Source organism: Pseudomonas sp. Pc102 (assembly GCF_018408275.1).
Taxonomy (GTDB): domain Bacteria; phylum Pseudomonadota; class Gammaproteobacteria; order Pseudomonadales; family Pseudomonadaceae; genus Metapseudomonas; species Metapseudomonas tohonis.
Genome location: NZ_AP021905.1, coordinates 5,452,858 through 5,468,153 on the forward strand (window position 1 = coordinate 5,452,858; position 15,296 = coordinate 5,468,153).

Here is a 15,296-nt window from a genome sequence, read left to right on the forward strand (position 1 = left end):
GCCCCCGGACTGAAGTCCGGGCGGCATCGCCCTCGGTGCGCAGGGTGGACCGCGCTTCATCGGTCCACCGCCGCTGCGGGAGCGGATTCATCCGCGACGAAGCCGAACGCCCGCACCGTAGCCCGGGCTTCAGCCCGGGAAGGAAATCCCCGGCGAACCCGGACCGAAGTCCGGGCTACCCCCTCATCGGAGACTCCTGACCGAACGACCCGGATTTGGCCGTTTGCGACAGGCGTCGTGAAACCGGCTTTCCGTTCGTCCAATGGGATCGAACTTTGCAGAGCCAGCCTCAGTCAATCGCTCCATGCGTCAACAACTCAGGTAGCTCGCCATGTACAACCCCTTTCAGATTCTGACCGACGCCTTCCAGGCCGATTACCGGGTCAACCTCAGCCTGGAGCGCCTGGACGGCAACATCATGCTCACCCTGGCCGATGAGACCGGCGTGGTCGCGCGGCGCATGATCAGCCCCGCGCAGCGCAACGATCCGAAGCGCCTGGAGCGGGTGATCGAAAGCATCCGTTTTGGCATCGCCATCGAAAAAGGGCACAACGTCGGGGAAATGCTCAGCGCGATGACGGGAGGCAAGGCCCTCCCCACGCTGGTCGAGCGCCAGCCCGGCCGAGTCACCGGCCCCCTCGCCGTCGGTATCTGAGCGCCCTCACGGGCGCTCGTGCTCAGGCTTCCTCTTCGCCACCGCGCGCCACCTGCAGGCGCCGCCTCGGGTTCACGCTGTCACTGGCCTCCGAGGGGAATCGCGACGAGGCGAAACGCACCACCAGGATCGACAACGCCAGCAGCAGGATCGCACCGCAGACATACACGATGCTCTCGTCAGGGCGGTTATGGTGCGAAACGTCGGAGATCAAGAGGCGCGTCAGCGCGGTGATCGCCACGTAGATCAGAAAGCGCACCGGCATGTGGTTGGTCTTGAAGTAGATCCCCACCATCGCCCCCAGCTCCAGGTAGATGAACAACAGCAGGATGTCATCCACCGTGATGTGCCCCTTCTCCACCATCCCCAGGAACGCCACCACCGCCGCCCAGGCGGTGATCCCGCCGATGGCGAACAGCGCCAGGTAGTGGAAGCTCTCCACCAGCAGGTTGCCCAGCGACTCGGCCAGCCCGTGCACGTTGCCGCGCAGCTCTTCAGCCCATTTGATTTTCACGATCCAGCTCCTCGGTACGTCTTGGTGGCGATGGTGCATCACCGGGATGACGATCCGACCTTGCAGGATGAAGGCCAGCTGTCCCGGCCCAATGAGATGCGCGGGTGCGACCGGACGCCACGAGACAGGTTGTCGCAGGGGCCGACGAGCAGCAGGACGTTGTGGCTGGCATGGCCTATGAATGACATCTGTTGACGGAGAAATCCGACCCATATACTGTACGCACATCCAGTATCTTACAGACCGATTTCAAAGGTGAGAGGTGATGAATGGCCGTCGAAGTGGTGTACCGCAGCAGCCGCGACCCGGAGCGCTTGTTCATGGATAAAGCCGAAGCCGACCGTTACGACAAGATGCTCGAACTGGCCGAGTCCCTGGCCAACGTCCTGCACAAGGCCGTGCCTTCGCTGAGTGAACAGCAGGTCGAGGACCTGGGCATCTACATGGCGCGCAACCGCGACATCTTCGCCCGCGCCTTCAAGAACCAACCCGATGCCCTCGCCGAACTGGACGCCGTCCCCGCCGAGGAATGACCCGAACACCCCTCATTGCAGGCATGCCCGTCCTGCACCGAGCCCGCTGCCCCAGCGGGCTTTTTTTATGCTTCGCGAAAGAACGCGCGGGCCGCTTGCGCCGTTTGTTCAAGCGCCCGGTGGCTGCCCGCCGCCAAGCTGGAGGCTCGATATTCAGGAGCTTCCACCATGCGATCAGTGTTCGCCCGCCTCTACGCCCCCGGTTTTCTCTTCGGCTTCCTCGCCCTGGCCCTGTGGATGAGCGAGCGCCTGCCGCTACCCTGGCTGCTGGCACTGGTGCCGGTCGCCGTTGCCGCCTCCCTCATCGCGGAAGCCTCGATGCCCTATGAAAGGGCCTGGAACCACAGCCACCACGACCGCCTGCGCGATGCCCTGCACGCCGTGGTCAACGAAGCGCTCAACTGCCTCGGCATACTGGCGATCCCCCTGAGTGCGGCGCTACTCCCCGACGCCGGGCTCTGGCCCCGTGACTGGCCGCTGGCGCTGCAACTGCTGGCCGCCATCATCGTCGCGGACCTGGGCATCACCCTCATGCACTACGCCAGCCACCGGGTGGGTTTCCTCTGGCGCCTGCACGCCGTGCACCACAGCGTGAAACGCATGTATGGCTTCAACGGCCTGATGAAGCACCCGCTGCACCTGGGCTGCGAGGCCCTGGCCGGCACCCTGCCGCTGTTGCTGCTGGGCATGCCGGAACGGGTCGCCGCCCTCCTCGCCCTGGCCATCACCCTGCAGCTGCTGCTCCAGCACAGCAATGTCGACATGCGCATCGGCGCCCTGCGCCACCTGTTCGCCTGGGCGCCGGTGCACCGCTTCCACCACATGAAGTACGGCCGCGCGGGCGACGTGAACTTCGCCCTGTTCCTCAGCATCTGGGACCGCCTGCTCGGCACCGCCTTCCACAGCGACTACCGCATGCACGGCGACGACCTGGGCATCGGCAGCCGCCCCGACTACCCCGACGCCTACCTCGCGCAACTGGCCGAACCCTTCCGCAAAAGCCCAGCCCAACACCCCAGCCCGGAAGTGCCGCAGGAATTGATGCGTTCATAGACCGCCGAACTCCACACAGGAGCCTGTAGGGGCTGTAGGGGCGACTTCAGTCGCCAAGGGCAGCGCAGTGGCCCCAATACCCCAAAAGCGGGCGAATGAATTCGCCCCTACACCGCTGCAGCCGGCAGCAATAGCGCTCCGCCGTGCCCTGTAGGGGCGACCTCCCTTAGGATGCGCATTCGTACACAGGGATGAACGATGCAAACACGAACCTACACACCCGCCTCGATTGCCAGGGCCTGCGCACGCTGGCTCTTCCGGCTGCTGCTCGTGCTACTGCTCATACCGGTGGGCGCCTACCTGGTCTTCGTGGTCACCCGTTTCCTGCCGGTCAAGTCGGAGCTGGATGCGAGCCTGGTGCCTTACCAGGGGCCGGCGCCGCACCTGCGGATGCTGAGGGGCCTCGTATGGGCAAACGTCCAGGGCAATCCCGCACGTCCCACCCCTGTTCATTGGTTGGATGGGCCGGACGCAAGGATCACCGGGCTGGTCGCACGTTTCATCACGGCCAAGGACGATCTCTACCGCTCCAGTCTGTGGCGCCATCTGGATGGCATCGCATGGCAACTGTCGCTGAATATCAGTTACGACCACGAGGCCATGGCGGCCCTGTGGAGTGCACAGGCCCTCTCACCTGCGGGAACGGGGCTGGAAGCGGCCGCCTTGCACTACTTCGAACGCCCTCTTCGCGAGCTGGGTTGCCATGACCTGGCGGCGTTGGTGGTGATGGTTCGCGCCCCCAGACGCTTCGTCCCAGGCTCGGAGGCTTCGGAGCGTCTCATCCACCGGACAGGCCTGGAGGCCGCCTGTGGACAACCGGTAACGGACAGCGCAGACGCATCGTAAAGCGGGTGAACCCCGCGAGCCCCATGATCACACCGCATGAAATCCCACCCTACGATTGCGCCGTTCCCCTGTAGGGGCGACTTCAGTCGCCAAGGGCAGCGCAGCGGCCCTCATGCCCAAAAGCGGGCGAATGAATTCGCCCCTACACCGCTGCAGCCGGCAGCAATGCGGCTTCGCCGTAGGGTGGGCCGGGCGGCGTTCCGCTTCAGCCCACCAACACAGCACCGCGTGGGCTGAAGCCCACCCTACGATTGCGCCGTGCCCTGTAGGGGCGACTTCAGTCGCCCAGCAGGCGCAGTTGCAGGTTGCCGAGGTTGCGGTCGGCGCGGATGCCGAAGGTGGCGCGCATGGTGCGGGAGAAGTGCGCGGCGTCGGCGAAGCCGGCGCCATGGGCAGCCAGGGTGAGGGACTGGCCTTCCAGCGCCAGGCGCACGGCGAGGCGCAGCCGGCGCCAGAGCACCAGGCGGCGGACCGACAGACCGACCTGCTCGCCGAACAGGCGCTCCAGCTGGCTGAGGGAGAGGCAGGCGCGGCTGGCCAGGGCCTGGGCGCTGACCTTGTCGGCCAGCAGTTCGTCCACCTCGTCCAGGGCCCGTTGCAGGCGGGCGTCCAGCGTCGGGCGCGGCGCGGCCAGCAGGCGTTCGGCCAGGGCCTGCAGATCCGTACCGGCCTCGGCCACCAGCGCCAGCAATGCCTGCGGAGCGAAGGCCAGGGGTTCGGCATAGACGGCCAGCAGTGCCTGGCCAGGCAGGGCCAGCGCGTGCTCGCGCATGGATTCCACCAGCACCGCCTGGCCGCTCACCGACTCGCCCTCCACACGCAGATGAACCTGGGCCTCGCGGGCGAGGAGGACCTGATGGGCGTAATGGGCATGGGGACGGGTGTCGCCATTGGCGCCGTCGATCAGGCAGAAGTCGCGGGCCAGCCAGAGGGCGCCTTGCCAGGGGGATTCGATCATCGGGGGACATGTTGTCGGTTGCGGGGTGAACAGCTTCAGGGGGCGAGGCGCCAAGGGCAAGGGCCGGCGGCGATGTCGGGTTGATGCCGTCGATCACGGGGCCCTGTAGGGGCGACTTCAGTCGCCAACCGCGGCGAAGCGGCCCCTGCCCAAAAACGGGCGAATGAATTCGCCCCTACACCGGTGCAACCGGCAGCAATGGCGCTCCGTCGTAGGGTGGGCCGGGCGGCGCTCCGCTTCAGCCCACCAACACAGGCACCGCGTGGGCTGAAGCCCACCCTACGGAATGGTGTGCAGCGGCGGCTCGGCGATACGGGCCGACTTGAGGCGTTTTCCCACAGCGGGAAAGGACAATGCCCGAGGCGGGCCGATTGTTCGAGTAGCACCCCCTCCCTATCCTCCGGCGGTCGCGGTCAATCCCGCGACCGGGCGTTGACGGCCCGAAGAGATGGCGCATCGTGCCCACTGGCACATGTGGAAGGCGGCGTATGCCTTTTGTGCCTGCAAACCTCCACATAAGCTCAATGGCGGACTGCGCGGGGAGACCCTCAGGTCTGCCGGTCTACATCTCGCCGGTTCGTCAACCCCGCGTGGTCTGCCCCCCTTATCTTGACGAAACAGCCGGGCTAGGCAGGTCGCTTTTGTGGGAGCGGTTTCAACCGCGAAGGCCCGTGCGTCGGGCCTGATCGCGAATGAATTCGCTCCCACGGGGAAGACCCGTGCCGCTCGGTATTCCCCGGGCTACGGGCATGCCGCCTGCTGCGGGAGCGGTCTGGAGCCCCTTGGCCTAGTCGTCGTGGAAGCGCCGGGCGATGTCCTGGAACTGGGGGTGGATGCGGGCGAAGGCGTCGGTGATGTCCGGGTCGAAGTGGTTGCCACGCCCCGCGAGGATGATCGGCACCACGTCCTCGTGGGGCATGGCGGCCTTGTAGCAGCGCTTGCTGATGAGCGCGTCGTACACGTCGGCCAGGGCCATCAGCCGCGCGGAAAGGGGGATATCGTCACCGGCCAGCCCGCTCGGGTAGCCGCTGCCGTCCCATTTCTCATGGTGGTGGCAGGCGATCTCCTTGGCCAGGCGCAGGAACTCCACTTCCACCCCCAGGGCCTCCTCGGCGTGGACGATGGCTTCCTTGCCCAGGATGGGGTGGTTCTTCATCTGGGCGAATTCCTCGGGCTCCAGCTTGCCGGGCTTGAGCAGGATCCGGTCCGGCACGCCGACCTTGCCGATGTCGTGCAGGGGGGCGGACTTGAACAGCAGGTCGATGGTCTTGGGCGTGAGTTCATCCTGGAAGCGCGGGTGGTCGCACAGCTCCTCCGCCAGCAGCTTCACGTAGTGCTGGGTGCGCAGGATGTGGTTGCCGGTCTCGTTGTCGCGGGTTTCGGCGAGGGAGGCGAGGGAGTGGATGGTGATGTTCTGGATCAGCTCGTTCTCCCGGGTGCGCCGCTCCACCTCCTGTTCGAGGTAGGCGTTCTGGTTGTAGAGCAGGTCCCGCGCGGTCTTCAGCTCCAGGTGGTTGCGCACCCGGGCGAGGACGATGGCGGGGGTGATGGGCTTGTGGATGTAGTCCACGGCGCCGAGGGCCAGCCCGTGGGCCTCGGCGCTCTCCTCCACCTGGGCGGTGAGGAAGATCACCGGCACGCCGCGCGCCTGGGGGATTTCCTGCAGCGCCTGCATCACCTGGTAGCCGTCCATGTGGGGCATCACCACGTCGAGGAGGATGAGGTCCACCCGGGTGCCCGAGGTGAGGATGTCCAGGGCCCGCTGGCCATTGATGGCGACCTTGACCCGGTAGTGGGGCCCCAGCAGGGCGCTGAGCAGCGAGAGGTTCTCCGGCGTGTCGTCGACCACCAGCAGGGTGGGTTTGCTGTCGGGATCCATCAGGTTGAGCATCGAAGGTGACCTCACTCCATATTGAACAGGTCGGGCCTGGCGGCCCGGAGCTCGTGCAGATGTGCCAGGGCATCGGTGAAGCGGAACTGCGTCATGGCCTCCGCCATGGCCGGCGCAGCCCCGCCCAAGGCATCGTCGAGCGATGGCCGGTGCTGCTGGAACAGGGCCAGGGCATCGGCGTCGTCATCGGCCAGCAGGGCCGTCAGCCGTGCCAGCAGGCCGGGCATGTCGGGTGCCTCCTGCCCGGCCGGGGTGGCGTCCTCCGCCGGCAGCAGCGCCTGCAGGCCCTCGGCCAGGCGCTGTTGCAGCTGCACGCCTTCCTCGGCCAGGGGCAGCAGGCCGCCGAGGTCTTGCTGCCCGGCCAGGGCGCCTTCGAGCCGGGCGGAGAGTTCCCGCAGCGACTCGGCGCCCAGGGTGGCGGCGATGCCCTTGAGGGTGTGGGCGTGACGGTGCGCCTCCTCCCGCTGGCCGGCCCGCAGGGCGGCGACCAGGTTCTGCATGGGCTGGCTGCCCTGGCGGGCGAAGCTGCGCAGCAGGTCCTCGTACCACTGCCAGTTGTGCATCAGGCGCTGCAGCGCCGTCTCGGCGTTCAGGCCCAGCGCCTGCAGCGGCCCCAGCCAATGCGCCGGCGAGGCCGGTTCCGGGGCCGGCGGCTCGCTCGGCGCCTCGGCCTGGTGGGCGAAGGCGGGAAGCCAGCGCAGCAGGGCGGCATAGAGTTTCTCGGGGTCGATGGGCTTGGCGATGTGGTCGTCCATGCCGGCCTCCAGGCAGCGCTCGCGGTCGCCGGCCATGGCGTTGGCCGTCATCGCCAGGATCGGGATGCGCGCCCCACCCTGCTCGCGCTCGCGCAGGCAGCGGGTCGCGGCCAGCCCGTCCATCACCGGCATCTGCATGTCCATGAGGATCAGGTCGACGGGCACCTTGGCGGCCATCTCCACCGCAATGGCGCCGTTCTCGGCCACCACGACCTCGGCGCCGACCAGCCGCAGCAGCCCCTTGGCGACCTGCTGGTTCAGCTCGTTGTCCTCGGCCAGGAGAATCCTCGCGCCGTCGAAACGCTGGGGCACGGGCGGGCCGGCGCTGCGCTGCGGCAGGGAGGTCGCCTGCTGGCCGAACAGGCCGATGAGGGTGTCGAACAGCACGGAGGCGCACACCGGCTTGACCAGCACCCGGTCGAATCCGGCGCCTTCGGCCTCGCGGAACACCTGTTCGCGGCCGTAGCCGGTGACCATGATGCGGTAGGGTCGGCTGGTCATGCCGCGCGCGATGAGCCGGCGCCCGGTCTCGATGCCATCGAGCCCCGGCATGTGCCAGTCCAGCAGCACCACGTCGTAGGGGCGCCCGTCCTGCTCGGCGGCAGCGATCATCTGCAGCGCCTGCTGGCCCGACTCGGCCGTGTCCACGGCGAAGGTCATGCTGCCGAGCAGGGTGGCGAGGATGTTGCGCGCGCTGGCGCTGTCGTCCACCACCAGCATGCGCCGGCCGCGCAGGTCCAGGCTCGGCAGGTAGCGGGCTCGTCGCCGCCCCCGGCCGAGCCGGGCGGTGAACCAGAAGGTGCTGCCCTGGCCCGGCTCGCTGTGCACGCCCACCTCGCCCCCCATCAGTTCCGCCAGGCGCCGCGAGATGGCCAGGCCGAGGCCCGTGCCGCCGTATTTGCGGGTGGTGGAGGTGTCGGCCTGCTGGAAGGACTGGAACAGCCGCTGCTGCTGCTCCTGGCTCATGCCGATGCCGGTGTCCTGTACGGAGAAATGCAGCAGGACCTCCTCCGGCCAGGTCTCCAGGCAGCACACCTTGACCAGGATTTCGCCCTGCTCGGTGAACTTGACCGCGTTGTTGGCGTAGTTGATCAGGATCTGCCCCAGGCGCAGCGGGTCGCCCTGCAACAGCGTGTCCAATCGATGGTCGATCTCGAACAGCAGTTCGATGCCCTTGGCCTCGGCCTTCTCTCCCACCAGGGTGGCGAGGTTCTCCAGCACGTGGTCGAGGTCGAACTCGATGCGTTCCAGGTCCAGCTTGCCGGCCTCGATCTTCGAGAAATCGAGGATGTCGTTGATGATCCCCAGCAGGTGCTGGGCCGAGCGCTGGATCTTGCTGAGGTAGTCGAACTGCTGCGGGTCGAGGGGGCTCTGCAGGGCGAGGTGCGCCATGCCGAGGATGGCGTTCATCGGCGTGCGGATCTCGTGGCTCATGTTGGCGAGGAAATCGCTCTTGGCCCGGGTGGCGCTTTCCGCCAGGACATAGGCCTGCTCCAGCTCCTGGTTCTTGGCCTGCATCAGGGCGAACAGTTCGTCGCGGGAAGGCTCGGCGAACTGCTGGCGCATGCGCTGCTGCAACTCGGCATCGGGCCAGCGTGGCAGCCGGCAGGACAGGGCGAGGCTGTTCTCCGCCAGGACGAGCAGGCGGACACCGCCCTGCACGGCCCCGGGCAGCGGGGGCTGCAGCGGCTGGTCCGCCGACAGGCCGAGCCCCAGCTCCTGGGTCCTGTCGTCCAGCCACAGTTGCAGGCGCAGGGCGGGTACGGTGGCCGCCAGTTGGCGCACCAGCTCGGAGGTGGTGCTCGCCAGCGGCGCCAGGAAGGTGGGGTGCGGGTCGATGCAGGCGAGCACCTGCGCGACCTTGCGCCGGGCCGCCAACGCGGCGGCCGGGCCATCGAGGGTGATGTCGCCGACCACGTGCCGCATCTAGCCGCCCTCGCCTGCCAGCACGCGCAGTACGATGCAGCTCGCATCGTCGGTGCTGCGCCCGCTGTGGGTGATGACCTGGCGAGCCAGGGCCGCAGGATCGGCGCCCAGGTCGAGCAGGCCGTCGCGCAGGTTCAGCGTCTCGCTGACCCCGTCGGAATACAGCATCACGACATCCCCGGAATCGATCGGCTGGCGTTGCAGCAGAGGCGTGGGATAGCGCTCGCCGAGCACGCCATCGCGGGAGACGCCGCGCCAGGCCTCGCGCCCGCGCAGGCAGATGCGGGTGTTGCCGATGCCGGCATAGCTCAGCTCGCCGCGCTCGCCGTTGACCAGCGCCACGCCGGCCGCCGCGCCACGGGTGCCGATGCAGTGCTGGTGCAAAAGCTGCAGCAGGCGGGTGGGCTCCTGCTCCGGGGTCTGCTGCAAAACCGCCTCGAGGGCATGGGCCAGCTGGTGGGCCGAGGCGCCATGGCCGCTGACGTCGATCAGCACCAGCGACACCCCGTCCGGCCCCGCCCGCATGAAGGCCAGGTCACCGGAAACGCGCTCCGGGTGGCAGGGGCGGTTCTCGCTGGCCCATTCCAGTTGCAGGCCCTCCCGCCCCGCGCCCGGCACCGGCAGGGAGAGGCGCGCGGTATTAGGGGCGGGCCCCAGCCACTTGCGCGCCAGTACCTGCGTACCGCCCTCCGGCGGCAGGGTGATGGACAGCTCTGACATCATCCGTCGCACGCCGGGCAGCCCAAGTCCCAGGGTGCCCGAGGTGCTGTAGTGGTCCTGCACGGCCTTGTCCACGTCCGGGATGCCGGGGCCCTGGTCACGGGCGACGATGTCGATGCAGGGGCGCCCTTCGGCCTGGTTGAGGGCCAGCGTCACCTCGCCCTTCACCGCGTACTTGAGGATGTTGCTGCCAAGCTCGGACACCACGGTGGAGAGCATCGCGCGGTCGACCTCGGACAGGCCGGCAAGGAAGGGCAGCCGGCGCACCGACATCACCGCCAGGTGCAGGTCCACGTCGTGGCGCAACGGGTAGCGTGCCTCCCTGGCGTCCCGTTCCCCGGCCATGGCCTAGGCCGCTCCCTTGCAGCTGCGCGCGTGGGCCAGGGCGTCGTCCATGTCGATGAAGCAGCGCAACGGCCCGGGGTCGGCATCGGCCAATGCGAGGAAGGCAGCGATCCCGGGATTCAGGCCGACCAGCAGGCAGTTCGCGCCGAGCAGGCGGCACACGTCGGCCACCTTGCGCACTTCCTTGAACTCGTGGTGGTCGAGCAGCGTGACCGCCGAGAAATCCAGCACCACGGCATGCTGGCGCCCCGAGAGCAGGCGTTGCGACAGCACCTGCGTGAAGCGCTGCATGCCCTCGTCGCCCAGGTCCGGGCGCATGCTGACGACGATGCAATCGGCGACGTCGGCGATGCCCAGGTCGTTGCTTTCCAGCTCCATGACCGCCTCCTAGAGCGCGGACCCGACTCGCTTGAGGGCGATCTCGAAGGCGTCGCGCAGGGTGGCGGTGGTGCGGATGTCGCCCACCGAGACGCCCAGCTCCACCATGGTCCGGGCGATGGCCGGGGAGACCCCGGAGATGATCGCCTCGCAGCCCATGAACTGGGTGGCCTTGGTGATCTTGATCAGCTGGTTGGCGACGCCGGTGTCCACCGTGGCGACGCCGGCGATGTCCAGCACGAAGACCCGGGCACGGGTCTCGGCGATCTTGGTCAGCGACTTGTTCATGACATCGGCGGTGCGCATGGAGTCGATGATGCCCACCAGCGGCAGGAGGAGGATGCCGTCCCAGATGGGGGTGACCGGGGTGGACATTTCCTGCAGCGACTTGTGCAGTTCCTCGCGCACCCGGGCCGCTTCCTCGGCCTCCTCCATCGCCTGCTTGAGGCGGCGGTTCTGCTCCACCTGGGCGGTGATGTCGGTGGCGAACTTGACGATCTTGCAGGGCTTGCGATCCAGGTCCAGCACCGGGTTGTAGGAGCCCTGGATCCAGACCTCGTGCCCGTCCTTGGCCACCCGGCAGAACTCGCCAGCCAGGTATTCGCCGCGCCGCAGGGTGTCCCAGAAGGCGCGGTAGTCCGCCGACTGGGCGTAGTCCGGGTCCACCAGGAGGCGGTGGTGCTGGCCCTTCAACTCCTCCAACTGGTAGCCCACGGTCTCCAGGAAGCGCGGGTTGGCGTCGAGGATGGTGCCGTCCAGAGCGAACTCCACCTTGCCCATGACCCGGCTGAGAGCGTCGATCTGGCCTTCGAAGTTGGCGGCGAGCTGCTTCTGCTCGGTCAGGTCGATGGCGTATTCGACAATGCGCTGGGTGCGGCCCTCGGCATCGCGCAACGGGCAACAGCCGCCACGCAGCCAGACGTCCCGCCCCTGGCTGTCGCGGTAGTGGAGCTCCCCTTCCCATGCCTGGCCGTTGCGCAGGGCTTCCCAGAGCGCCTCGTAGGCGGCGGTGGTGCCCTCTTCCGGTGGCAGCAGGATGCGATGGTGCTGACCTTGCAGGTCGCCCAGGTCGTACCCCGTGATACGGAGGAAGTGTGGATTGGCGTCCAGTATCCGCCCGTCCGGGGAGACCTCCAACCGGGTCATCACCTGATCGACGGCGCCCAACTGGGCCTGAGCAAAGGCAAAAGCAGAAGCAGAGTCGAACTGATCAGAGGAAGCTTGAACGTCCATGGTCTCTCCGACAGGAAGAGGTGTTGACTCAGGGCTACAGGAGTTATAGCCCAGCGGCAGCGATTGCGAGGGGGCAGCGCCGACCGCCCGACCGGCGCTTCGCCGGGGGCGATGGAACAGGCCCTGGATCGGGGCGCGCGGTGCTGGGTCGCCCCGTCCCTGGGGCGCGAGGGGTCAGGGTCAGGGTTGCTCCAGCGCCACCACCAGGGCCTTGAGGAAGCGCGCGGCCTCGCCACCGGTGACGGCGCGGTGGTCGAAGGTCAGCGACAGCGGCAGGATCGGGTGCACCGCCGGCTTGCCCTCCCAGGCCACCACTTCGTCGCGGATGCCACCCGCACCGATGATCGCCACCTGGGGCGGCACCACCACGGGGTTGGCGTAGCGGCCGAACAAGGTGCCGAAGTTGGACAGGGTGATAGTCGCGCCCATCATTTCCTGCGGCGGGATGGAGCGCGCCTGGACGTCCGCGCGCAGCCGCGCCATGCCGGCCTTGAGGTCTTCGGCGCTGCGCCCGCCGACATCCCGCAGCACCGGGACGAACAGGCCGTCGGGGGTGTCGACGGCGATGCCGAGGTCGAGCTTGTCGTGCCGGCGGATGGACAGCACGCGACCGTCGAACCAGCTGTTGAGGATGGGCTCCACCTCGCAGGCGGCGGCGATGGCCTTGCCGAGGCGGATCAACGGGTCGCGCGCCAGCGCCCAGCGGTGCAGGTCGGCGTCGCCGTAGATCGTCACCGGCACCACTTCGGCGTGGGAGCGGGCCATGTTGATCGCCATGCTGCGGCGCACCCCGCGCAGGCGTTCGCCACCGAAGCGGTCGCGGGCGCTCTGCGCGGCGGCCTCGACATCGGCCCGGGTGACCAGGCCTTCCGCGCCGCTGCCCTGCAAACCGGCCAGCTCGACGCCCAGCCGTTGCGCCAGCTGGCGCACCGCCGGGGTGGCGCGGGGGGCGAGGTGTTCGCGGGTGGAGGGGGCGGCGCCGACGAAGAAGGCATCGGCCCGGGCATCGCCACCGCCCTCCAGGCGGCCGACCACGGTCCCGGCGTCGCTGTCCTCGCCTTCGTAGGCCAGCAGCGGCTCGCCAACGTGGAGGATGTCGCCCTCGCGGCCGAACAGCTTGGCCACCACGCCGTCCTGGGGCGCGGGGATGTCCACCAGGGCCTTGGCGGTCTCCACCGAGACCACCAGCTGGTCGGCGTGCACGCTGTCGCCGGCCTTGATGTGCCACTCGACGATCTCGGCCTCCTGCAGGCCTTCGCCGAGGTCGGGCAGTTTGAAATGCTTCATGGTCGTCTCCTCGGCTCGTCAGGCGTAGTCCAGCACCAGTTCACAGGCCGCGAGGATGTCCTCGGGGCTGGGGATGTAGAGCTGCTCCAGGCGGTAAAGGGGCGGCGGGATGTCCGGCGCGGTGACGCGCTGGATCGGCGCCTGCAAATCGAGCAATGCCCGTTCGTAGAGACTGGCGGCGATCTCCGCGCCCACCCCGCAGGAGCGCGGTGCCTCGTGCACGATCACGCAGCGCCCGGTCTTGCGCACCGAGGCTTCGAGGGTGTCGAGGTCCAGGGGCTTGATGCAGGCGACATCGATCACCTCGGCGCTGATGCCCTGCTCCTCCAGGCGCTGGGCGGCCTGCAGGGTCTCGTGGACGCTGGCGCCCCAGCTGACGAGGGTGATGTCGCTGCCCTCGCGCAGGGTGAAGCAGCTGTCCAGGGGCAGGCGCTGGCCGTCGTCCACCAGGGGTTGCGGGTTCATCCGGTACAGCCGCGTGGGTTCGAGAAAGACCACCGGGTCCGGGTCGTCGATGGCCGCCAGCAGCAGGCCGTAGGCGCGGGCCGGCGATGAGGGGATGACCACGCGCACGCCGGGGATCTGGGCGAAGATCGCCTCGGTGCTCTCGCTGTGGTGCTCCGGCGCGCGGATGCCGGCGCCCATGGGGCTGCGCAGCACCATGGAGCAGCCGAGGCGGCCCCGGGTGCGGTTGCGCATGCGGCTGGCGTGGGACACCAGGTGCTCCATGGCGGCGTAGATGAAGCCGAGGAACTGGATCTCCATCACCGGCTTCAGGCCCTGGGCGGCCATGCCGACGCAGAGCCCGGCGATCATGGTTTCCGCCAGCGGCGTGTCGATCACCCGCTTGAAGCCGAAGGCCTCGCGCAGGCCGAGGGTGGCACGGAACACGCCGCCGTTGACGCCGACGTCCTCGCCCAGCACGACGACGTTCTCGTCCTCTTGCATGGCGCGATGCAGGGCCAGGTTGACGGCCTCCAGCAGGGCGCGCCTTTCCAGGGTCACGGGCTTATTCATGGCGGTTCACCTCGCGGCGGGCGGCACGCTCCAGGAGCATTTCGCGCTGCTCGGACAGGGGCGCCGGCCAGCGGGCATAGACATGGTCGATGACGGATTCCACCGGCTGGGTGCCGGCCGACTCGAAGCGCTCCACCGCCGCCTGGACCTCCTTCTGGCACTCGGCGATCAGCGCCTGCTCGCGGCCCTCGTCCCACACCGCGCTGGCGGCGAGGTAGGCCTGCAGGCGCTTGATGGGTTCCTCCTGCCAGGCCTTCTTCACCTCGTCGGCGCTGCGGTAGCGGGTGGCGTCGTCGGCGGTGGTGTGGTCGCCCAGGCGGTAGCTGATGCATTCCAGCAGCACCGGGCCCTTGCCGTGGCGGGCCCGGTCCAGCGCCGCACGCATGCGGTCGTAGACGGCGAGCATGTCGTTGCCATCCACCTGCTCGCCGGGGAAGCCGGCGCCGATGGCTTTCTGCGCCAGGGTGGCGGCGCCGCACTGGATGCTGCGCGGCACCGAGATGGCCCACTGGTTGTTGTTGACCACGAAGACCATGGGCAGCTGCCAGGCACCGGCGACGTTGAGGGCTTCGAGGAAGTCGCCCTTGCTGGTGGCGCCGTCGCCGCAGGTGGTGACGGCGACACGGTGCTGGCCACGGATCTTGAACGCGGTGGCCACCCCGCAGGCATGCAGGGCCTGGGTGGCGATGGGCACGCAGAGCGGGAAATCCTGCGCCACCGCCGGGTCGGCATAGGCGCTGCCGCGTTCGTCGCCGCCCCAGTAGAGGAGGATTTCTTCCATGCGCACGCCGCGCATGAGCTGCACGGCGGTGTCGCGGTAGTAGGGCACCAGCACGTCCTCCTCGCGCATCAGGCTGCCGATGGCGACGCCGATCGCCTCCTGGCCGAGGGTCGGCGCGTAGGTGCCGATGCGGCCGGTGCGCTGCAGGGCCACGGCCTTCTGGTCGAACAGGCGGGTCAGGACCATCTGCCGATAGAGCCGGGTGAGCAGGTCGAGGTCGTCGGCCCAGGCGGGCAGCTCGCCGAGCAGGCGCCCCTCGGGGTCCAGGTGGCGCGTGTAGGGGATGTCGATCCGTGGGTTGTGCATGTCACTCCTCCTCACCTCGTGGGTGCTTCAAGGGTGGCGGCGTTCGTGGCGCCGCATGGGGGACGGTGGGCCGGATCACGGGCCTGGTCCCGGCTCCC

General features: G+C 68.5%; 14 protein-coding genes. 4 read left to right on the forward strand and 10 right to left on the reverse strand.

What is annotated here, in order from left to right; all coding sequences use genetic code 11:
• The first annotated feature begins 331 nt into the window (after positions 1-331).
• Positions 332-655, forward strand: a complete 324-nt coding sequence (locus PHLH3_RS24930; protein WP_111260067.1) for a DUF3509 domain-containing protein — start codon at positions 332-334, stop codon at positions 653-655.
• 22 nt (positions 656-677) lie between these two features.
• On the opposite strand, the gene PHLH3_RS24935 is transcribed toward PHLH3_RS24930, so the two are convergent.
• The gene (locus PHLH3_RS24935; RefSeq protein WP_173172735.1) at positions 678-1,169 is read right to left on the reverse strand and encodes a phosphate-starvation-inducible PsiE family protein; all 492 of its coding nucleotides are present in this window, start codon (positions 1,167-1,169) and stop codon (positions 678-680) included.
• Positions 1,170-1,438: 269 nt separating this feature from the next.
• On the opposite strand from PHLH3_RS24935, the gene PHLH3_RS24940 reads away from it, so the two are divergent.
• The 3 genes from PHLH3_RS24940 to PHLH3_RS24950 all read left to right on the forward strand — a co-directional run bounded on the left by PHLH3_RS24940 (position 1,439) and on the right by PHLH3_RS24950 (position 3,601).
• On the forward strand, positions 1,439-1,702 hold the full coding sequence (locus PHLH3_RS24940) for a YebG family protein (RefSeq protein ID WP_213626180.1): 264 nt from the start codon (positions 1,439-1,441) through the stop codon (positions 1,700-1,702).
• Positions 1,703-1,870: 168 nt separating this feature from the next.
• Positions 1,871-2,755: a sterol desaturase family protein gene (locus PHLH3_RS24945; protein ID WP_213626181.1), complete on the forward strand. Its 885-nt coding sequence runs from the start codon at positions 1,871-1,873 to the stop codon at positions 2,753-2,755.
• A gap of 198 nt (positions 2,756-2,953) precedes the next feature.
• Positions 2,954-3,601 carry a transglycosylase domain-containing protein gene (locus PHLH3_RS24950; RefSeq protein ID WP_213626182.1) on the forward strand — a complete coding sequence of 216 codons (648 nt, stop codon included), beginning with the start codon at positions 2,954-2,956 and terminating at the stop codon, positions 3,599-3,601.
• Positions 3,602-3,878: 277 nt separating this feature from the next.
• Here the strand turns inward: PHLH3_RS24950 and PHLH3_RS24955 are convergent, their stop codons facing one another.
• The 9 genes from PHLH3_RS24955 to pdhA all read right to left on the reverse strand — a co-directional run bounded on the left by PHLH3_RS24955 (position 3,879) and on the right by pdhA (position 15,198).
• Positions 3,879-4,559 (reverse strand): AraC family transcriptional regulator, encoded by a 681-nt coding sequence (locus PHLH3_RS24955; RefSeq protein WP_213626183.1) that lies wholly within the window; start codon positions 4,557-4,559, stop codon positions 3,879-3,881.
• Positions 4,560-5,346: 787 nt separating this feature from the next.
• Positions 5,347-6,450, reverse strand: coding sequence for a two-component system response regulator (locus PHLH3_RS24960; protein ID WP_173172722.1), 1,104 nt, complete (start codon positions 6,448-6,450; stop codon positions 5,347-5,349).
• Between the two features lie 11 nt (positions 6,451-6,461).
• Complete coding sequence (locus tag PHLH3_RS24965) at positions 6,462-9,131, reverse strand: hybrid sensor histidine kinase/response regulator (protein ID WP_213626184.1); 2,670 nt, start codon at positions 9,129-9,131, stop codon at positions 6,462-6,464.
• Positions 9,132-10,196 (reverse strand): ATP-binding SpoIIE family protein phosphatase, encoded by a 1,065-nt coding sequence (locus tag PHLH3_RS24970; protein ID WP_213626185.1) that lies wholly within the window; start codon positions 10,194-10,196, stop codon positions 9,132-9,134.
• 3 nt (positions 10,197-10,199) lie between these two features.
• Positions 10,200-10,574: a hypothetical protein gene (locus tag PHLH3_RS24975; RefSeq protein ID WP_213626186.1), complete on the reverse strand. Its 375-nt coding sequence runs from the start codon at positions 10,572-10,574 to the stop codon at positions 10,200-10,202.
• Between the two features lie 9 nt (positions 10,575-10,583).
• Complete coding sequence (locus tag PHLH3_RS24980; protein WP_213626187.1) at positions 10,584-11,720, reverse strand: PAS domain-containing protein; 1,137 nt, start codon at positions 11,718-11,720, stop codon at positions 10,584-10,586.
• 267 nt (positions 11,721-11,987) lie between these two features.
• Positions 11,988-13,094: a dihydrolipoamide acetyltransferase family protein gene (locus PHLH3_RS24985; RefSeq protein ID WP_213626188.1), complete on the reverse strand. Its 1,107-nt coding sequence runs from the start codon at positions 13,092-13,094 to the stop codon at positions 11,988-11,990.
• Between the two features lie 18 nt (positions 13,095-13,112).
• Positions 13,113-14,111, reverse strand: coding sequence for an alpha-ketoacid dehydrogenase subunit beta (locus PHLH3_RS24990; protein WP_213626189.1), 999 nt, complete (start codon positions 14,109-14,111; stop codon positions 13,113-13,115).
• A complete protein-coding gene (gene pdhA / locus PHLH3_RS24995) occupies positions 14,104-15,198 on the reverse strand; it encodes a pyruvate dehydrogenase (acetyl-transferring) E1 component subunit alpha (protein WP_213626190.1) in 1,095 nt (364 codons plus the stop codon). Before pdhA ends, PHLH3_RS24990 begins: the two co-directional genes overlap by 8 nt.
• Positions 15,199-15,296: the final 98 nt, after the last annotated feature.